16 protein-coding genes and 1 pseudogene are annotated in these 18,847 nt (G+C 65.4%); 10 read left to right on the top strand and 7 right to left on the bottom strand.

Annotation, left to right across the window (positions count from 1 at the left end; translation table 11 throughout):
* The 3 genes from FCN77_RS15200 to FCN77_RS15190 all read right to left on the bottom strand — a co-directional run bounded on the left by FCN77_RS15200 (nt 1) and on the right by FCN77_RS15190 (nt 2,658).
* Complete coding sequence (locus FCN77_RS15200; RefSeq protein WP_137322941.1) at nt 1-507, bottom strand: NUDIX domain-containing protein; 507 nt, start codon at nt 505-507, stop codon at nt 1-3.
* 79 nt (nt 508-586) lie between these two features.
* Nucleotides 587-1,264 carry a type 1 glutamine amidotransferase gene (locus FCN77_RS15195; RefSeq protein WP_254679029.1) on the bottom strand — a complete coding sequence of 226 codons (678 nt, stop codon included), beginning with the start codon at nt 1,262-1,264 and terminating at the stop codon, nt 587-589.
* Between the two features lie 104 nt (nt 1,265-1,368).
* Entirely contained in the window at nt 1,369-2,658 is a 1,290-nt protein-coding gene (locus FCN77_RS15190; RefSeq protein WP_137322940.1) for a Mur ligase family protein, read from the bottom strand.
* Nucleotides 2,659-2,749: 91 nt separating this feature from the next.
* Between FCN77_RS15190 and pdxT the strand changes: the two genes are divergently transcribed.
* The 9 genes from pdxT (at nt 2,750) to FCN77_RS15145 (ending at nt 12,658) form a co-directional block, all read left to right on the top strand.
* Complete coding sequence (gene pdxT, locus FCN77_RS15185) at nt 2,750-3,460, top strand: pyridoxal 5'-phosphate synthase glutaminase subunit PdxT (RefSeq protein ID WP_137322939.1); 711 nt, start codon at nt 2,750-2,752, stop codon at nt 3,458-3,460.
* Nucleotides 3,461-3,463: 3 nt separating this feature from the next.
* Nucleotides 3,464-4,219, top strand: coding sequence for a YebC/PmpR family DNA-binding transcriptional regulator (locus FCN77_RS15180; protein WP_137322938.1), 756 nt, complete (start codon nt 3,464-3,466; stop codon nt 4,217-4,219).
* 34 nt (nt 4,220-4,253) lie between these two features.
* The gene (gene ruvC, locus FCN77_RS15175) at nt 4,254-4,832 is read left to right on the top strand and encodes a crossover junction endodeoxyribonuclease RuvC (protein WP_137322937.1); all 579 of its coding nucleotides are present in this window, start codon (nt 4,254-4,256) and stop codon (nt 4,830-4,832) included.
* Nucleotides 4,833-4,912: 80 nt separating this feature from the next.
* Entirely contained in the window at nt 4,913-5,557 is a 645-nt protein-coding gene (ruvA, locus tag FCN77_RS15170) for a Holliday junction branch migration protein RuvA (protein ID WP_137322936.1), read from the top strand.
* Nucleotides 5,550-6,638: a Holliday junction branch migration DNA helicase RuvB gene (ruvB, locus tag FCN77_RS15165; protein ID WP_137322935.1), complete on the top strand. Its 1,089-nt coding sequence runs from the start codon at nt 5,550-5,552 to the stop codon at nt 6,636-6,638. The genes ruvA and ruvB overlap by 8 nt, the downstream gene beginning before the upstream one ends.
* 183 nt (nt 6,639-6,821) lie before the next feature.
* Nucleotides 6,822-7,232 (top strand): preprotein translocase subunit YajC, encoded by a 411-nt coding sequence (gene yajC, locus FCN77_RS15160; protein WP_137322934.1) that lies wholly within the window; start codon nt 6,822-6,824, stop codon nt 7,230-7,232.
* Between the two features lie 118 nt (nt 7,233-7,350).
* Nucleotides 7,351-9,108, top strand: a complete 1,758-nt coding sequence (secD, locus tag FCN77_RS15155) for a protein translocase subunit SecD (protein WP_137322933.1) — start codon at nt 7,351-7,353, stop codon at nt 9,106-9,108.
* Nucleotides 9,109-10,131: a protein translocase subunit SecF gene (secF, locus tag FCN77_RS15150; RefSeq protein ID WP_137322932.1), complete on the top strand. Its 1,023-nt coding sequence runs from the start codon at nt 9,109-9,111 to the stop codon at nt 10,129-10,131. It begins immediately after the preceding gene.
* A 133-nt stretch (nt 10,132-10,264) separates the two neighbouring features.
* Nucleotides 10,265-12,658: a bifunctional (p)ppGpp synthetase/guanosine-3',5'-bis(diphosphate) 3'-pyrophosphohydrolase gene (locus FCN77_RS15145; protein ID WP_137322931.1), complete on the top strand. Its 2,394-nt coding sequence runs from the start codon at nt 10,265-10,267 to the stop codon at nt 12,656-12,658.
* Nucleotides 12,659-12,678: 20 nt separating this feature from the next.
* Here FCN77_RS15145 and FCN77_RS15140 read toward each other — a convergent pair whose 3' ends face one another.
* From FCN77_RS15140 to FCN77_RS15130, 3 genes are all read right to left on the bottom strand, one after another.
* Complete coding sequence (locus tag FCN77_RS15140) at nt 12,679-13,281, bottom strand: hypothetical protein (protein WP_137322930.1); 603 nt, start codon at nt 13,279-13,281, stop codon at nt 12,679-12,681.
* A 93-nt stretch (nt 13,282-13,374) separates the two neighbouring features.
* Nucleotides 13,375-15,096: a DUF349 domain-containing protein gene (locus tag FCN77_RS15135; RefSeq protein WP_137322929.1), complete on the bottom strand. Its 1,722-nt coding sequence runs from the start codon at nt 15,094-15,096 to the stop codon at nt 13,375-13,377.
* 61 nt (nt 15,097-15,157) lie between these two features.
* Nucleotides 15,158-15,958: a peptidylprolyl isomerase gene (locus tag FCN77_RS15130; RefSeq protein ID WP_137322928.1), complete on the bottom strand. Its 801-nt coding sequence runs from the start codon at nt 15,956-15,958 to the stop codon at nt 15,158-15,160.
* A gap of 253 nt (nt 15,959-16,211) precedes the next feature.
* Between FCN77_RS15130 and hisS the strand changes: the two are divergent.
* Nucleotides 16,212-17,557: pseudogene (hisS, locus tag FCN77_RS15125) on the top strand (histidine--tRNA ligase).
* Here hisS and FCN77_RS15120 read toward each other — a convergent pair.
* Entirely contained in the window at nt 17,547-18,803 is a 1,257-nt protein-coding gene (locus tag FCN77_RS15120; protein WP_137322927.1) for an APC family permease, read from the bottom strand. The pseudogene hisS and the gene FCN77_RS15120 sit on opposite strands and share 11 nt — an antisense overlap.
* Nucleotides 18,804-18,847: the final 44 nt, after the last annotated feature.

The following is an 18,847-nucleotide window of genomic DNA, read 5'->3' as shown; positions in this document are numbered from 1 at the left end:
TCAGCGGTACTGCAGCAACTGGCGGCGAAGTCCAGGCCATGCCGTGGCGAACCCGGGATGAAGTTCGTGGTTGTCCACGGTGTCAACGGGGACCCAGCGAAGTTCGATGCTTTCCGGATCGTTAATGACCGGTTCAAAGGCGTCCGTGACGCGTACTGCCACCGTGGTGTAGCTCCAGTAACCGACGTCGAATACGCACGTAAAAAGCACATCGACGTTCTCCGGCGGTACGGCGGCTTCCTCGTGTGCTTCCCGTAAAGCTCCCGTGATGGCGTCCTCGCCTTCGTGGAGGGCTCCGCCGGGAAGGCCCCAGGTTCCGCCTTGGTCACTCCAAGTGGCCCGGTGCTGTAGCAGGATACCCTTGGCGAGGTCTTGGACCAGGAGGCCCGCAGAGCCGAAGCGGCCCCAGAACCTGCCTAGCTCGCCTTCCACCCAGGCATCCCCCGGATCGCGTGGACCCAAGGGGCGGCGGAGGTGTTCCGGGAGACTGGCGGCTGCGGTGTCCATGGGAATAGTTTGCCACGGCCTACTTGCTGCCTGTCGCAAACCGTCACACCCTGTCCGCCTTGCCAAGGGCTTGACTGAACTAGCGCGGCCGCCGTGCAGCGTGCTCCCGCGCCAGCACCGCGAAGTGGTCGTCCGGGGCGCCGGGAGTGAAGCTGCCGTATTTGCGTTCGACGGCGGTGCGGATCAGGAAGTCGGCAATGGCCGGGTTCTTCGGCAACAGGGATCCGTGAAGGTAGCTCGCCACGATGTTGCGGTAGCGCGCCCCTTCCTTGCCGTCGCTGCTGTTGTTGCCGGTGCCCTTGGGCGTTGTGCCAAGCGGCTTCACGCCGGGGCCGAGGGTGGTCTGGCCGCTGTGGTTTTCGTAGCCCAGGATGTCGCCGAACTCCGTTGAGGACACCGTGACATTGCCGATCAGGCGTTCATCGGTTCCGTGCGTCTCCACGTCCAGGACGCCGATGCCCGGGATGACCGCACCCGTCCGGGTTTTGAAGAACCGGCCAAACAGCTGGTACAGCCCGCAGATCAGTAGCATGGGCGTGCCGTCCTCGGCCAGTTCCTTCAGCGTCGATTCACGGGAGAGAAGGTCATCCTGGATCACAAGCTGTCCGCTGTCCTGGCCGCCGCCGCCCACAATCAGGTCAACGTCGGCCGGGAATTCGTCGCCCACGTTGTATTCCAGCAGCTCGGGCGTGTAGCCGTGCCAGCGGAGGCGCTGCTGGAGCACCAGGGCGTTGCCCCAGTCCCCGTAGATGTTCATGTCGCGCGGATACAGCTGCAGGACCCGAATGGTGCCCTTGCTGCTGTCCGGGTTGCCGGTTTCCGAAAGGCCTGCAGCGGACTCGCCGTTTTCGGATAGGGGGGTCATGAGACCACCTCCACAGTGGTGATTTTGGACAGCTCGCGGCGGATGGCGAGCATGGCCGTGTACGTGCAGAAGACGCGCTTGGGTTTGTCCTTGGCCCCCTTGATGAAAGTGGCCAGTGCCGGTGCGATCTCCGGGTTGACGGCGCCGACGGCCACGTCGTCATACTGCAGGCGGAGGGCCATATCGTAGGCCCGTGAACCGGTTACCTGGTCCACTCCGCCCTCACGCAGCGAATCGAACTCGACATCCCAAAGCCAGGACATGTCCCGGCCGTCGGCGTAGTTGTCATTGATGGCGACCATGGTGGCGTAGCCGGCGGCGGAGAATGACTTCAGGCCCAGCCTGAAGCCGCTCGGGTTCTTGACCAGCACCAGGTCCAGCGGCAGTCCGTCCACCACCACGCTTTCGCCGCGGCCGAAGGCGGGTGCAACCTGGGAGAGGGCCTTGAGCAGGCCGCCATGATCCGTAGCTGTGGTCCCGTTGCCGGCAACACAGCGCGCCAGGACGAGCGCAGCGGCGGCGTTGAAGATGTTGTAGACGCCGCGGAGCTTCATCCCGGTGGTGACCGTGGCGCCGTCGTACTCAAAATCGGCGTCCTCTGTCCCGACGCGCCGAAGCACGACGTCGGCGTGCGGCTTTGCGGGCAAAGCCGGCACCGGGCTGCCGGGACCGGCACGCAGGTCGTCGTCGTTCGGGAAGGTGCTCAGCAGGGAATCGTCCAGGCCGAAGTACCGGACCTCGGGGCCGTCCAGCGTGTCGGCAATGCGGGCGACGCGCGGATCCTCCCGGTTCAGGACCACAGTCCCGGTGGTTTTCGAGGCGATGTGCTGCAGGAGTTGCGCGGTCTTGTCGATCTCGCCGAAGCGGTCCAGCTGGTCGCGGAGGACATTGAGCAGCAGGCTGTAGCGCGGCGGAACCCTGTTGACGAAGTGCACGGCGTGGGCCTCATCCAGTTCCAGCACCGCGATGTCCGCGTCCAGCCGCCCCCGCCAGTCCACGTCACCCAGCAGGGCGGCAGCGACGCCGCGGGTGAAGTTGCTGCCGGTGCGGTTCGTGAAGACCTTCAGGCCCTGGCTCTCCAGCAGTTCCACCACCATTTTGGTGGTGGTGGTCTTGCCGTTGGTCCCGCTGACCACCGCGACCCCCAGGGGGAGCGTGGACAATGTCCGCTCCATGAATCCGGGGTCGATTTTCTCGACCACGAGGCCGGGGAGGGCCGAGCCTCCGCCCCGGAGCCGGGAGACCCGGCGGACGAGCTTGCCGAGCGGAACGCTGAAGTAAAGCATGCTCTGTAATATATCCCAGCCGCGGCATGGAACCGGGCCGGCAGTGCCTTTGCGGCACTCAGGCCGCCACGGGGAGCACTATGCTGTTTGGATGACCAAACCCCCTTCCACGGACTATTCCCGCGCGGGTGCAGGCCTGCGAATCGGTGTGCTGGCGCTTCAGGGCGACTTCCGCGAGCACCTGCGTGCGGCGGAAGCGACAGGCGCCACGGCCATCGGAATCCGGCGGCCGTCCGAACTGGACGGCATCGACGGACTGATCATTCCGGGCGGCGAATCCACCACGATCGACAAGCTCGCACGGGCTTTCGAACTCGCCGACCCCTTGCGGAAGCTCATCGCCGAAGGACTGCCCGTATACGGCTCCTGCGCCGGCATGATCCTGCTCGCCGACGAGATCGCGGACCCCGCCACGGACCTGGCCGGCAATCCGCAGCAGACGTTCGGCGGACTGGACATCACCGTCCGCCGCAATGCGTTTGGCCGGCAGCGGGAATCCTTTGAAACCGACCTCGAGTTCAAAGGACTGGGCTTCAGTGACACCGGTTCCGGCGTTGCCCCGGTGCATGCGGTCTTCATCCGCGGCCCCTGGGTGGAACGCGTCGGACCCGGCGTGGAGGTCCTGGCGCAGGTGGAACCCGCGGACCCGGCGCATGCATCGCATGCCGCTGCCCTGCAGGGGACGGCTAGAATTGTTGCAGTGCGTTCAGGCCAGCTGCTGGCCACCTCCTTCCACCCGGAAGTGACGGGGGAGAAGCGCGTGCATGAACTGTTTATTCGAATGATCAGAGGAGAAGCGTAAAGCATGTCAGGCCACTCCAAATGGGCGACGACCAAGCACAAGAAGGCCATCCTCGATAGCCGCCGCGCCAAGTCGTTCGCCAAGCTGATCAAGAACATCGAAGTTGCTGCCCGGATGGGCGGTCCGGACCTGGCCGGCAACCCCAGCCTGGAACTCGCCGTTACCAAGGCGAAGAAGACCTCGGTCCCCGCGGACAACATCGACCGCGCCATCAAGCGCGGCGCAGGCCTCACCGGTGAAGTCGTGGACTACACGGAGATCATGTACGAGTGCCGCGGCCCGCAGGGTTCGGCGCTGCTGATCGAATGCCTTACGGACAACAAGAACCGTGCGGCGTCCGAGGTCCGGCTCGCCATTTCCCGCAACGGCGGCACCATCGCCGATCCGGGTTCCGTCAGCTACCTCTTCTCCCGCAAGGGCGTTGTCACGCTCCCCAAGAACGGCCTCAGTGAGGACGACGTCCTGATGGCGGTGCTCGACGCCGGCGCCGAGGAAGTCAAGGACAACGGCGACACCTTTGAAATCCACTCCGAGCCGACCGACCTGCAGGCCATCCGCGATGCCCTCAAGGAAGCCGGGATTGAATACGACACCGACGAGGCCGAGTTCGTCCCCTCCATGGAGGTGCCGCTGGACCTCGACGCCGCCAAGAAGTTCATGAAGCTCGTGGACGCCCTGGAAGAACTCGACGACGTCCAGAACGTCTACAGCAACGCCGACCTCAGCGACGAAGTGCAGGCCGCACTGGAAGCCGAGTGATCCCGCAGCCCTGCTGTGAACCTGAGGCCCGGCCTTGACTCTCCGCGTATTGGGAGTCGACCCGGGCCTCACCCGTTGCGGCATCGGCGTCGTGGACGTCGAGAAGAACCGGCGGGCCACCATGGTGGCCGTCGGTGTGGTGGGCACGTCCCCGGACGAGAGCCTGGACCAGCGGCTGCTCCTGATTGCCACGTCCATCGATGACTGGCTGGACCGTTACGAACCTGATGTGCTCGCCGTCGAACGGGTCTTCTCCCAGCTCAACGTCAGCACGGTGATGGGCGTTGCCCAGGCGTCCGGCGTGGTGATTGTCGCCGCCGCCCGGCGGGGAATACCGGTGGCGCTGCACACGCCGTCGGAAGTCAAGGCCGCCGTCACCGGCAGCGGTACCTCCAACAAGGACGCCGTCACCAAACTCGTCACCAAGATCCTCCGGCTGGACGCACCGCCGCGGCCCGCGGATGCCGCCGATGCCCTGGCGCTGGCCATCACTCATGCATGGCGGGCGGGCAGCGGAGCCGCGATCGCCACCACCGGACCGGGCAGCTCGTCACTGACCCCGGCCCAGCGGGCCTGGGCTGAAGCGGAGGCCAAGGCGCGCCGTGCACGGTGAATGTCCGGGCTCCTTGCTAGGGTATTCGTAGATATGTTCGGATAGCCGGTTTGTTCCGGCGGTATTTCAGGAGCCCGGCCTTGATCAGTTTTCTCCGCGGAACCGTAGCGCACGTTGGGTTGTCCTCCGCCGTGATCGACCTCAACGGTGCCGGCATGAGCGTGAACGCCACCCCCCAGACCCTCAGCGGGCTGCGCCTCGGCGAAGAGGGCAAGCTTTTTACTTCCCTGATAGTGCGTGAGGATTCGCTGACGCTGTTCGGGTTCTCCAGCGACGACGAGCGCGAGGTCTTTGACATCCTGCTCAGCGTGAGCGGTGTGGGGCCCCGCCTGGCGCTGGCCGTACTCGCCGTCCACGATCCGGAAGCAATCCGCGTTGCGGCGCACACGGGCGATGGCAAGGCCTTCACCAAGGTCCCGGGCATCGGCCCCAAGGTCGCCGGCAGGATCGTCCTGGAACTCGCAGGGAAACTCGTGCCGCACGGTACCGGCTCATCGGCGGCGCCCGCAGCATCCGCTCCGGCCCCGTGGAAGCCGCAGGTGGTCGCCGCCATGACCAGCCTGGGCTGGTCCGAAAAGGACGCCACCTCCAGCATCGACAAGGCACTTGCCGATTCCCCCGACCTGGCAGACGCCGGCCACGTGGCCGAAATCCTGCGGGCCACGCTCCGCTGGCTCGGGCAGGACGGCGCACGCGCGGGCAACCGGGTAGGCAGCCGTGGCTGAAACCACCCTCGTAGGCGGGGGAGAGGAGCCGGAGGAGCGGGTCATCGAGGCTGCGCTCCGGCCGAAAAACCTTCACGACTTCGTGGGCCAGCACCGCGTCCGCAAGCAGCTGTCGCTTGTGCTCGAGGCGTCCCGGATGCGCGGACGCAGCGCGGACCACGTGCTGCTCTCCGGTCCGCCCGGGCTGGGTAAAACCACCCTGTCCATGATCATCGCGGCCGAGATGAACGCCCCGCTGCGGATCAGCAGCGGCCCGGCCATCCAGCACGCCGGGGACCTCGCAGCCATCCTGTCCTCCCTGTCCGAAGGTGAGGTCCTGTTCCTGGACGAGATCCACCGCATGTCCCGGCCCGCAGAGGAAATGCTCTACATGGCCATGGAGGACTTCCGGGTGGACATCGTGGTGGGAAAGGGCGCCGGGGCCACGGCCATTCCGCTCGAGTTGCCGCCGTTCACCCTAGTGGGTGCCACCACCCGCGCCGGGCTCCTTCCGGGGCCGCTCCGGGACAGGTTCGGCTTCACCGGCCATCTGGAGTTCTATTCCGTGGAGGAACTGGAGCTGGTGCTCAGGCGTTCGGCCGGCCTCCTGGACCTTAAGGTCAACTCGGCAGGCTTCAGTGAAATTGCCGGCCGGTCCAGGGGCACTCCGCGAATCGCCAACCGCCTGCTGCGCCGGGTGCGGGACTGGGCGCTGGTCCACGGCATCGAGCAGATCGATGCCCGGGCAGCCTCGGCGGCACTGGACATGTACGAGGTGGACAAGAGGGGCCTGGACCGGCTGGACCGCTCAGTTCTTGAAGCCCTGATCACCAAATTCGGCGGCGGCCCCGTGGGCCTCTCCACCCTGGCCATCGCGGTGGGCGAAGAACCCGAAACCGTGGAGACGGTGGCCGAGCCCTACCTGGTCCGCGAAGGGCTGCTGGGGCGGACCCCCCGCGGCCGGATCGCCATGGCACCGGCCTGGACCCACTTGGGTTATGCGGTTCCCGACGGCGTTTTTGGCCAGGAAACGCTTGCGCTGTTTGAAGAGGACGACATCCGCCCGGAACCGGCTGTGGATTGGCTGCCGAACAGCCAATAGCAGCGTCCGGCTGACTTTCCCTTTAGACTGGTAAGACGCTCGGCGCGTTCGGGTCTTTGTTTCTGTGGGCGGCTTCGGCCTCCGTTGGCTGGCAGGCGGTTCGCCGCCCGGCCACCCGGTTCAAAGCGGACGGCGCCGTACACCAATACGCCAGTACAGATCGGAAACTTCCCCGTGGATCCAATGAACATCGTCTTGTTCGCCATGCTCGGAATCTTTGTCTTCATGATGTTCCGCCGCAACAAGAAGACCAAGGACCAGCAAGCAACGCTGCAGTCCCAGTTCGCGCCTGGGGTTGAGGTCATGACCAGCTTCGGTCTTTTTGGCCGGATTGTCTCCATGGATGACGAAGAGAACAAAGTGGTGCTGGAGCTCTCTCCCGGCAACCTCGCTACCGTGCACCGCCAGGCCGTCACAAAGATCGTTGAGCCGGCCGCTGTTGCCGAGGAGCCCACGGTTGTTCCGGACGATGCCTCGTCCCTGACCGTTGCGGAAACTGACCGCGCCGAGGCCGTCAACCGCCCCGAGACTGTCACCGAAACGCCGGAAGAATCGCTGAAGCGTCTCAACGACGAGGGCAAGAAAGACAGCTAGTCTGGCGGTTTCGCCTAGTCCCGCTACGTAGAACAAACGACGGCCGCGGGCTGCCGCCGGTGAGTGAGCCCAGGAGCTCACCCCGGCGGCTCCTCCGTAAACAATAGAAAGATCGACAATGGCACGTACTGGCCCCAAAAACTCAGCACTCAGGGTGCTGGTCTGGCTCGGCGTTATCGTCGCCGTCATGACCGCCGTGCTCGCGGGCGGCACGATGTCCGGCCATGCCAGCTGGGCACCCAAGCTTGCGCTTGACCTCGAAGGCGGAACCCAGATGATCCTGGCGCCCAAGGTCGAGGGCGGTTCGGACATCAACGAGGATCAGCTTAACCAGGCCGTTGCGATCATTCGCCAGCGCGTGGACGGCTCGGGTGTTGCGGAAGCTGAAATCAGCACGCAGTCCGGCCGCAACGTGGTGGTAAGCCTTCCGGGCACACCCTCCAAGGAAACCCGGGCCCTGATCCAGGCCTCGGCAGACATGAACTTCCGGCCGGTACTTCAGGCGGGCGCGGGCGCTGCTGTGCCCACCGAGTCCCTGACACCGGACGACAAGCTGCCCAAGCCAACGGCGGCCCCGGCCAACAGCAGCGACATCAACTGGGTCACTGCCGACATCTATAAGAAGTTCGAAACCCTGGACTGCGACAAGCCCTCGCAGGACAAGCAGGAGCGCTCGGACCCCGCCAAGCCGCTGGTCACCTGTGAGCCGGCAACCGCAACGTCCCCGGCCATCAAGTACATCCTGGGTCCGGTGGAGGTAAAGGGCTCCAACATCAAGTCCTCTTCGTTCCAGCTGCAGCAGGGTGCGCAGGGCGCCGTCACCAACGAATGGGCCGTCAACATCCAGTTCGATGAGGCAGGCACCGCCAAGTTCAAGGAAGTCACCGAGCGGCTGTACCAGTTCTTCGTGGCCGCCGGCGGCGAATCGGGCTCCGATCCCAAAGCGCAGTTCGCCATCGTCCTCGATGACCAGGTCATCTCCGCCCCGCGGTCCCTCGCGGTGATCACCGACGGCCGTCCCCAGATCACGGGCGGATTCACTGAACAGTCCGCCAAAGCGCTGTCTGATCAGCTGCGGTTCGGCGCCCTCCCCATCAGCTTCGACATCCAAAGCGAACAGCAGATTTCGGCAACCCTGGGTGGGGAGCAGCTCCGGATGGGTCTGCTCGCCGGCGTGATTGGCCTGCTGCTGGTTGTGGTCTACTCGCTCTTCCAATACCGGGCGCTGGGATTTGTCACCATTTTCTCCCTCGTGGTCGCCGGTGCACTGACCTACCTGGCGATTGCCATTCTGGGCTGGACCGAAAACTACCGGCTGTCCCTCGCCGGTGTGGCCGGCCTCATCGTGGCCATCGGACAGACTGCAGACTCCTTCATCGTCTACTTTGAACGCATCCGTGATGAACTGCGCGAAGGCAAGGGGCTTGTCTCTGCCGTGGAAAACGGCTGGAAGCGCGCCAAGCGCACCGTCCTGGCTTCAAAGGCAGTGAACCTCCTGGCCGCCCTGGTCCTCTACTTCGTCGCTGTAGGCAACGTACGCGGCTTCGCGTTCACCCTGGGCCTGACCGCCATCGCCGACCTCATCGTCGTGTTCATGTTCACGCACCCGACCCTGCAGCTCCTGGCCCGCACCAAGTTCTTCGGCGAGGGCCACAAGTTCTCCGGCCTCGACCCGAAGCGCCTCGGTGCCATGCCGCTGTACCGCGGGGCCGGCAGGCTCCGCACGCCGGAAGACAAGCCGGCCGTGGTTCGCGCCAAGAACACCGGTGCCGCAGCTGAAGCCGAGCGCCGGATGACCATTGCAGAACGCCGCCTGGCGGAAAAGCAGGAGCAGCTAGCCGGTTCCTCCAAGAGCGTATCCAAGGAGGACAAGTAAATGTCCAGCAGTTTTGCCACTTTCGGTAACGAGCTTTACACGGGCAAGCGCTCGTACAACTTTGTCGATTCCAAGAAGATCTGGTTCCTGATCGCCGCCGTGGCCGTGGCACTGTCCATTCTCCTGCCGGTGGCCAAGGGCGGGTTCAACCTTGGCATCGAGTTCCGCGGCGGATCCGAGTTCACCGTCTCGAACGTGAAGACCACCGATTCGACGCTCGGCGAGAAGGCCGTGCAGGATGTGGTGGCCGGCAGCAGCGTCCCCCGTGTAGCCAACGTGGCCGGCACCACCATGAGGATCCAGACCGACAAGCTCACGGATGATGAAACGCTCCGGATCAAGGAAGGCCTGACCACCGCTTACGGCGTTACGGACAACGAGGTGACCTCCACGTTCGTCGGGCCCACCTGGGGCGCTGATGTGACCAAGCAGGCGCTGCTGGGCCTGGTGATCTTTGTTGGCATCGCCGCGGTCCTGATGGCGCTCTACTTCCGGACCTGGAAGATGTCGCTGTCGGCGCTTGTCGGCATGCTGGTGACCATGTTCGTCACGGCCGGCGTCTACGCCTTGAGCGACTTCGAAGTCACGCCGTCGGCCATCATCGGCTTCCTGACGGTGCTCAGCTACTCGCTGTACGACACCGTGGTGGTCTTCGACAAAATCCGCGAAAACACGGCCGACGTCAACTCGTCCACCCGCCGCACTTTTGGGGAAGAGGTCAACCTGGCTGTCAACCAGACCCTGGTCCGGTCCATCAACACCATGATGGTGGCCATCCTTCCGGTGGGCGCCATCCTGTTCATCGGGGCCGGGCTCCTGGGTGCAGGCACCCTGCGCGACCTTTCACTGGCCCTGTTCGTCGGCATCCTGATCGGCACCGCTGCGACGATCTTCATCGCCGCCCCGCTGTACGCCTGGCTGCGGCAGGGCGAACCCCTGCTCGTCAAGCAGGCGGAACGGGTGGAGCGCCGCCGCAGTGAGGCCGCGAAGGCTGCGGCTGCACCGGAGACCGCAACAGCCTGAGCTGTCCAGCCCTGAAGGGCCGGGCTCCGTCATTCGTGACGGGGCCCGGCCCTTCGCATATCCGGTCCGGTTACAGAAGTCTCCTGCCGCGGGAATAGACTGGGATAATTAACGGGTCGTGAGGGGTGCTTCATTGGAAGAACGTTCGACGTCGGCGCCAACGGCCGACGGTGGTGAAGGTCCGGGCCAGGGTCCGCAGGCCGGCTTGGTAGCGTCCGGGCGCCCGGACGCCGGTGTGCCGGTTGACAGTTCAGGGCTCCGCCCCACCTTCCCCGGACGCCGCGAACGCACCAGGTCCAGGCTCGCCAGGCTGACCGGCCGGGGAACGGCCACCTATTCGCCTATTCTTGAGCCCCTGCTGCGCACTGTGCGGGCCAACAACCCCAAAGAGGACTTCGACCTCATCCAGCGGGCCTTCGTCGTTGCCGAGCAGAGCCACCGGGGACAGAAACGCAAGAGCGGCGATCCTTACATCACACACCCGGTCGCTGTCGCGACGATCCTGGCCGAACTGGGCCTGAGCGGAACCACCCTCGCCGCCGCGCTCCTGCACGACACGGTGGAAGATACGCCCTACACCCTGGCCGACCTGAAGAGGGACTTTGGCCCTGAGGTGGCCATGCTTGTTGACGGCGTCACCAAGCTGGACAAGGTGAGTTTCGGCGAAGCCGCACAGTCGGAAACGGTCCGCAAGATGGTCGTCGCCATGGCCAAGGACATCCGCGTGCTGATGATCAAGCTGGCGGACAGGCTGCACAACGCCCGCACCTGGCGCTTCGTCTCGGCCGAGTCCTCGGCCCGCAAAGCCCGGGAAACCCTGGAAATCTTCGCCCCGCTGGCGCACCGGCTCGGGATGAACACCATCAAATGGGAGCTGGAGGACCTGTCCTTCGCGGCGCTCTACCCCAAGGTGTACGAAGAAATCGTCCGCATGGTGGGGGACCGGACCCCCGAGCGTGAGAAGAGCCTCAGCGTCATCCGGAACCAGATCACCGACGATCTGCGGACGGCCAAGATCAAGGCAACCATCACCGGCCGGCCCAAGCATTATTACTCGATTTACCAGAAGATGATCGTCCGCGACAAGGACTTTGACGACATCAATGACCTCATGGGCGTGCGGGTCCTGGTGGATTCCGTCCGGGACTGCTACGCAGCCCTGGGCACACTGCATTCGCGCTGGAATCCGCTGCCGGGGCGGTTCAAGGACTACATCGCGATGCCGAAGTTCAACATGTATCAGTCCCTGCACACCACCGTGATCGGGCCGGGCGGGAAGCCTGTTGAAATCCAGATCCGCACGCACGAGATGCACCGCCGCGCCGAGTACGGCGTTGCCGCGCACTGGAAATACAAGGACCAGCCGAACCGGACGGCTGCAGGTCCCGGAAGCCCCCGTGACGGTGACATGGGCTGGCTGCGGTCCCTCGTTGACTGGCAGCAGGAAACGTCAGACCCCGGCGAATTCCTGGACTCCCTTCGGTTCGAAATCAACGCCCGCGAAGTGTTCGTGTTCACGCCCAAGGGCGAGGTCATGGCTTTGCCGGCCGGGTCGACGCCGGTGGATTTCGCCTATGCCGTCCACACGGAAGTCGGCCACCGGACAATCGGCGCGCGCGTCAACGGCAAGCTGGTGCCGCTCAACAGCGAGCTCAACCACGGCGACTGGGTGGAAATCTTCACCTCCAAAGCGGAGGGCGCAGGCCCCAGCCAGGACTGGCAGCATTTTGTTAAGAGCGCACGTGCCCGTAACAAGATCAGGCAGTGGTTCAGCAAGGAACGCCGCGAAGAGGCGATCGACCGTGGCAAGGAACTCCTGACGAAGGCCATGCGGAAGCAGAACCTTCCCCTGCAGCGGCTCATGACCCACGATGCCCTGGCCGAAGTCGCCGAGCATTTCAAATACGTTGACATTTCCGGGCTCTACGCCGGAGTGGGTGACGGCCACACCTCGGCACAGTCGGTCATGGAACGGCTCGTGGAGACCCTCGGCGGCAATGAGGGCCCGGAGGATGACCTGACGGAAATCAGCATCCCCACCCAGGTCAGCAAGACGAAGTACTCCGATTCGGGGGTGATCGTCCGCGGGGTGGGTGACGTGTGGGTCAAGCTTGCCCGCTGCTGCACACCCGTGCCGCCGGATCCCATCCTGGGGTTTGTCACGCGCGGCTCGGGCGTGTCGGTGCACCGCACGGACTGCACGAACGTTTCGGACCTGAAGGACCAGCCGGACCGCATTGTGGAAGTGGACTGGGCGCCAACACAGTCCAGCGTCTTCCTCGTGGAAATCCAGGTGGAGGCACTGGACCGGAAGTCACTGCTGTCGGACGTCACCCGGATCCTTTCCGAAAACCACGTCAACATCCTTGCCGCCAGTGTGCACACTTCGACGGACCGCGTGGCCATTTCGAAGTTCGCCTTCGAGATGGGCGATCCCAAGTATCTGAGCCACGTGCTCAGTGCGGTGCGGCGCATCGACGGCGTGTTCGACGTCTACCGGACCACCGGCAACCGGCGGCGCGGCTAGCTGCCGAGCGGCTAGCCAGGCTATTGGCCATGCTGGGGCTGCAGGGCCGAAAGTATTTCGAGGGCGGCTTTCTTGTGCGGCACCCTGGGCGTGGCTTCAACGGCGAGGGTGAGAAGCCGCAGCCGGACGTCCAGCTCGGGGCTTGCCAGCATGTTCCGCAACGTTGGCACGGCCCGGTCCGCGTCGACGTGCAGGGCAATGTCCAGTGCCGTCCGCAGGGGGCTGGAAACCATCAGCCCGCCAAGGCTGACGACGTCGAACCGTCCGAGCCTGACCTCGTGCAGGGTGCAGCCCCGGGTGGACCGCAGGCTGGACACCCGCCGCGTTGCGTCCACCAGGAGCGCCAGCCGGTCCGGTTCCCGGGCGCACCCGTATATCCACGCCGCCGTCATCCGGCCCGCAACCACGCGCTGGCGGATGCCCGGCGGAACCGCCAACGAGGCCGCGCGGGCCCGCAAACGGGGTGTAGTGGCGGTTCCGGGCAGCATGTACCCGCGCTGGTAAAGCTGGCTCAGGACACCGTCCGCGGCCATGGCTTGCAGCTCCGGCCACGAGAACACGGCGCCGGGTGAATAGAGCTCATCGGAGATGGTATCTGCGGTGACTCGGGACGGGGTAGCCATTCAGCCATCTTTTCCTGCTGCCCGTTAACGCGTACAGGCCCCGTCCCGGTTATGTGGATAACCGGGACGGGGCCTGCGTTGCTGCGTTGGCTCCTAGGAGAGTTCGCTGGCTGAGCGTGAGATCTGGTCCAGCCAAGCCTGGCGGGCCTCGAGGGCTTCCTGGGCGGCCTTGATCTTGCGCTGGTCTCCGGCCTTCTCCGCCTTGGCGAGATCGTCCTTGAGCCCGGAAATCGCCGCTTCCAGCTGCGACAGCGCGCTGTTGGTCCTGGCCTTGGTCTCCGGGTTGGAGCGCTTCCAGTTCTCGTCCTCGGCGTGGCGGACGGCGTCCTCCACCTTCCGCAGCCCGGCTTCGATCCGGCCCATGTCCGCGCGGGGAACCTTGCCGGCTTCCTCCCAGCGGTCGCGGATGGACTGGAGGGCCTTCTTGGCGGCGGCCAGGTCCTTGATGGGGAGCAGGGCGTTGGCCTCGACCAGAAGGGCTTCCTTCACGGTCAGGTTTGCACCGTATTCCTGGTCGATCTCATCGTTGGCTGCCTGTCGCGACGTGAAGAAGACGTCCTGCGCGGCGCGGAAGCGGGCCCAGAGAGCGTCATCATCCTTGCGGCTGGCGCGCGGTGAAGCCTTCCACTCGTCCATGAGCCTGCGGTACTCGCCGGCGGCGAAACCCCAGTCGGTGGAGGAGGACAGCGCCTCGGCCTCGGCGATCAGCTTTTCCTTCGCGGCCTTGGCCGCAGAATTGTTGCTGTCCAGCTGCGAGAAGTAGGCCCGGCGGTGGCGGTCAAAGACCGTGCGTGCAGCCCGGAACCGCTTCCAGAGCGCATCCTCGTTGCCGCGGCCAAGGCGCACGCCGTTCTTCTGCGCTGCCTTCCAGCTTTCGAAGAGCTCGTTCATGCGGGCGCTGGAGGTTTTCCACTGGATTTGCGCCGGATCGTGGCCGGAAATTTCTTCCGCCTCCGCGACAATGGCTTCGCGGGCTGCCAGCTCGGCGGCGCGTACGGCGTCGTGTTCAGCCTTTTCGGCCTTCTCGAGCTCGGTGATCTGCGAGGACAGCGTGTCGAGCCGCGCTTCAGCCGAGCGCAGATCGCCCACCATGTTCCGTTCGGCAAGCTGATCGCGCAGGTGCGTCACAGTCTTCTGCATGTCCGTGGTGGGGGCCTTGGAGCTGACCCGCTGTTCCAGGAGGACAATCTGGGCCACGACGTCGTCGAACTTGCGGGCAAAGTAGCCCAGCGCCTCGTCGTCGCTGACATCCGGGTACTGGCCCACGGGATGTTCGGCGCCGTCGATGGTCAGGAAGACGTGTCCGTCCCCTTCGACACGGCCCCAGCGTGCAGCTTCCGCCAGCGATGCCGCCGACGAGACCGGAGCGGGAACAGGAGCCGCCGGGGACGAAGCCGCCTTGGGCCGCGCAGCAAAGGCAGCCGGTGAGGGGGCCGGCCGCGGTGCAGGACGGGGAGCCGGCGCGGCGCCAGCGGACGGCGCCTCTTCAGCCTCGGCTTCAGCGGACGGCGCGTCGTCAGCAGCCGCCTCAGGGGCAGGTGCTTCCTCAGCAGCCGGTGCCTCGCCGGCAGCATCAGCCGCCTGCTCCTCTTCAGGAGCCGGTGCCTCTTGGGCGCCGGGTGCCTCGGCGGGCTCAGCCTCAGCCCCGGAGGTTTCCGGTTCGGAAACCTCCGGGGTCTCTGGCTGTGCGTCGGAGGCCGTCTCGGAGGCTGCGTCGTTGCCGGCCGCCTGGACGTCCTCAACCACCTGAGCCCCGGTCTCGGCTTCTTCGGCAGCTGTTGCTACTGTTTCGTCGGATTTCTGACTGTCTGTCACCGCTAAAAGTCTTTCGCTTGGAGGGAAATACCTGCACCCGCAGCGTGTAGGCCGGGGCTGGTTACTTCAGAGAGAACGAGTCTATCGTGACTGGTTCCGCAGGTGCGCCGTCTGTTGCACTTCCGCCCGTCTTAATACCGCCGGCTGCGATCTTGGTTACTACGTCCAGGCCGGACGTCACCTTGCCCACAATGGTGTAGCCGCCGGCTTCATCCGCCGGAATGACGGTGTCCTTGTAGACGATGAAGAACTGGGTGCCGTTGCCGTAGGCGTTGCCGCTTGTGCGTGCCACTGCAATGGTTCCGGCAGGATACTTGTTGTCCGCCGGCGTGTTTTCCAGCGGCCCCCAGGTGTAGGAGGGATCGCCCTGGCCATCACCGGTCTTGGAGCCGCATTGCAGGACTCCGAAGGTCTCGCCGGTGGTCAGCCGATGGCAGCTGATTCCGTTGTAATAGTTCTCGTCGGCCAGGGACTTGAAGACGGCGGCCGCCTGCGGGGCTTTGGTCCCGTCCAGCTCAACGCCCAGCGGGGCGCTGTTCAGTTTCAGCTCACCGGTGAAAACCTTGCCCGCCGCGGTTTCGGGCTTGGGGATGTTGGCGGCGTTGGTGGCCGGAGTGCTCGGCGACGCCGACGGGCTGGTCAGCCCTGCCTGCGCCGCGGCGTACTCTTCCTCCGTGGGGTTGCTGGAGAAGACGGTCAGTTGAAGAACGACGGCGAGCAGTAGCGCTGCGGTACCGGCACCGGCAGCGATGAGGTTGTCGCGCTTGCGGCGTTTTTCCTGGTGCCGCCGCAACTCGCGTTTCGCTTCCATCTGCAGGATGCGCCGCTTTGCCTCGCGGGCGCTCCGTGAACTGGCCGCCAAAAGTCCTCCTGGTTGTCGGGCCGTCCATCGGACGGGCCAAAGGCGACGTCCGGTGTCCGGCAGCAAAGCGGCAGGTGATGCTCCGGCCGCTCCATTAGAGTTGCAGCCGCCGAAAGCATAAACTGACTGCCGCACATAGTTTATGCATGACTGGCTGGACTCCCGCCTTTACGGCCGCTTTTTGATCGCATGGCGGAATCGGATTTTTGGGCAGCGGATTCCAGCCGTCTGTTACCTGAGGAGAAAATCCACCATGGCACGCACCGCCTCCCTGTCCGGATTCCCCGAGTGGCTTCCCGAGGAGCGGCTGGTGGAGCTGCATGTGCTGGACACCCTGCGGCGCGTCTTCGAGCTGCACGGCTTCTCCTCAATCGAGACCCGCGCTGTGGAAACGGTCGGCCAGCTCCTCCGTAAGGGCGATATCGACAAAGAGGTGTACGGACTCAGCCGCCTGCAGGACGACGAAGGCGAAGAATCCAAAGCCGCCAAGGGCGACCACCACTCCCTGGCCCTGCACTTCGACCTCACGGTCCCGTTCGCGCGGTACGTCGTCGAGAACGCCGGCTACCTCGCGTTTCCGTTCCGCCGCTACCAGATCCAGAAAGTCTGGCGCGGCGAGCGTCCGCAGGAAGGTCGCGCGCGTGAGTTCACCCAGGCGGATATCGACATTGTGGGCGACGGCGAACTGGCGTTCCGCTACGACGTAGAAATCGCGCTGGTAATCGCCGAGGCCCTGAGCGCCCTGCCGATTCCCGACTTCCGGCTGCGCATCAACAACCGCAAGCTGGCCGAAGGCTTCTACCGCGGCATTGGCCTAACGGACACGGCCGGCGTGCTGCGGAGCATCGACAAGCTCGAGAAAATCGGCGCAGCAAAGGTGGCCGAACTGCTGAAGACCGAACTCGGGGCCACCGAGGAGCAGGCGCAGGCCGCGCTCAGCCTCGCGGGCATCCGCACAGAGGACACGTCCTTCGTGGACAAGGTCCGTGCCCTGGGCGTCAAGGACGAGCTGCTCGAGGAGGGCCTGAACGAGCTGGAGCAGGTCATTGCTGCAGCCGTGCTGCGTGCGCCCGGCAAAGTCGTGGCGGACCTCAGTATCGCCCGCGGCCTGGACTACTACACCGGAACCGTGGTGGAAACCGTCCTGGTGGGGCATGAACAGCTCGGTTCCATCTGCTCCGGCGGGCGCTACGACGCCCTGGCGAGCAAGGGCAACCGCAAGTTCCCCGGTGTTGGCCTGTCCATCGGCGTGACGCGCCTCGTCTCCAGGATCCTGAGCCAGGACCTGGCCCAGGCCACCCGTTCGGTGCCCACGGCAGTGCTCGTCGCCTTGAACAACGACGCAAGCTGGGGGCGGCGCAGGACGTTGCCGCCCAGCTGCGCGGCCGGGGGATTTCCACGGAGGTGGCCGCCAAAGCCGAGAAGTTCGGTAAGCAGATCAAGTTCGCCGACCGCCGCGGGATCCCTTTCGTCTGGTTTACGGACGACGACGGCAAGCACCAGGTCAAGGACATCCGCTCAGGCGAACAGGCCGACGCCGATCCGGCCACCTGGGCGCCGTCGGACGAGGACCTTCACGTCCGCGTCCTCAAGTCCTAGGCGGCAGCTTCCGTAGCCGCAGCACAAGGAACCGGCCGGCCACTCCGGCTGCCAGCACGGCGGCCATCCCCGCCACGGAAGCGATCGGCAGGGTGCCGGCCAGAAGCAGGCAGCCAACGAAGCCGGCTGCATTCAGCCACCTGGGCGCGCTGCCTGGCCGCTGGGCCAGGGTGAATGCGGCGGCGTTCGTGACGGCATAGTAGATCAGCACGCCGAAGCTCGAGAAGCCCACCACGGTCAGCACGTCCGCCGTCAGGAGCAGCGCGATCACTACAGCGGCCACTGAGAGCTCCGCGATGAACGGGACAGTGTGCCGGCCAGCCACCCGGGCCAGGGGTGCCGGCAGGTCCCGTTCCCTCGCCATCGCCATCGCGGTGCGGCCCACCCCGGTGATGAGTGCCAGCAGGGCGCCCAGGCAGGCCGCGGCCGCGCCGGCCTGCACCAGCGGGACGCCGGCGCTCAGGCCGGACGAGGTCACGGCGTCCAGTAACGGTGACAGGGATTCGGCCAATCGCTGCGGGGACAGGTGCCAGAGCAGCAGCACGGCCAGTCCCAGGTAGATCACGAAGGCAGCCGCCAGCGCTGCAAGGATGGCCCGCGGAATATTACGGGCCGGATCCTTGACTTCTTCGCCCAGGGTGGCGATCCGGGCGTACCCGGCGAAGGCGAAGAACATCAGCCCGGCCGCGGGGAGGATGCCCCAGGCGCTGCCAACGGATTCCCCGGGACCGGCCGGTTCCGGATGCGGCCCCGCGATGCCCGCCACGGTCACAAACACCAGTGTGGCCAGGACCAGCCCCAGCAGGATCCTCGTCAGGAAGGCGGTGCGGGTGATGCCCATCAGGTTGACGGCGGTGAGCAGTGCAACCGCAGCGACTGCGAAGGGCGTGGCGTAGGCCGGTGCCAGATAATGGCCGAAGGTCAGTGCCATGGCCGCGCACGATGCCGTTTTGCCGGTGACGAAGCCCCAGCCGGCGATGAATCCCGGCCATTCGCCGAGCTGTTTCCGGCCATAGATGTACGTGCCTCCGCTGGCGGGGTACTTGGCAGCCAGCTGCGCGGATGCCACGGCGTTGCAGTAGGCAATGGCGCCGGCGATAACCACTGAGACAACCATCAGCGGACCCGCCAGGGCCGTGGCGGGGGAGAAGACGACGAACACTCCGGCACCGAGCATGGATCCGAGCCCGATGGCGGTGGCGTCAAACACGCCGAGCCGGCGCTGAAGCCGCTGATGGGTCTGCATGGCGGAAGGGAAGCCTCTCCAACGGGTAAACTCGAACGGGGCTG

It is taken from the genome of Arthrobacter sp. 24S4-2, from assembly GCF_005280255.1.
In the GTDB taxonomy this organism is placed as follows: domain Bacteria; phylum Actinomycetota; class Actinomycetes; order Actinomycetales; family Micrococcaceae; genus Arthrobacter.
The sequence above is the reverse complement of the archived record's forward strand: the minus strand, read 5'-3'. Positions and strand labels throughout refer to the sequence as shown.

Excerpts from the sequence above, each read along its gene's own strand:
- FCN77_RS15200 (WP_137322941.1), bottom strand. The coding sequence starts at position 507 with ATGGACACCGCAGCCGCCAGTCTCCCGGAACACCTCCGCCGCCCCTTG.
- FCN77_RS15195 (WP_254679029.1), bottom strand. The coding sequence starts at position 1,264 with ATGAACATCTACGGGGACTGGGGCAACGCCCTGGTGCTCCAGCAGCGC.
- FCN77_RS15190 (WP_137322940.1), bottom strand. The coding sequence starts at position 2,658 with ATGCTTTACTTCAGCGTTCCGCTCGGCAAGCTCGTCCGCCGGGTCTCC.
- pdxT (WP_137322939.1), top strand. The coding sequence starts at position 2,750 with ATGACCAAACCCCCTTCCACGGACTATTCCCGCGCGGGTGCAGGCCTG.
- FCN77_RS15180 (WP_137322938.1), top strand. The coding sequence starts at position 3,464 with ATGTCAGGCCACTCCAAATGGGCGACGACCAAGCACAAGAAGGCCATC.
- yajC (WP_137322934.1), top strand. The coding sequence starts at position 6,822 with ATGAACATCGTCTTGTTCGCCATGCTCGGAATCTTTGTCTTCATGATG.
- secD (WP_137322933.1), top strand. The coding sequence starts at position 7,351 with ATGGCACGTACTGGCCCCAAAAACTCAGCACTCAGGGTGCTGGTCTGG.
- secF (WP_137322932.1), top strand. The coding sequence starts at position 9,109 with ATGTCCAGCAGTTTTGCCACTTTCGGTAACGAGCTTTACACGGGCAAG.
- FCN77_RS15140 (WP_137322930.1), bottom strand. The coding sequence starts at position 13,281 with ATGGCTACCCCGTCCCGAGTCACCGCAGATACCATCTCCGATGAGCTC.
- FCN77_RS15120 (WP_137322927.1), bottom strand. The coding sequence starts at position 18,803 with ATGCAGACCCATCAGCGGCTTCAGCGCCGGCTCGGCGTGTTTGACGCC.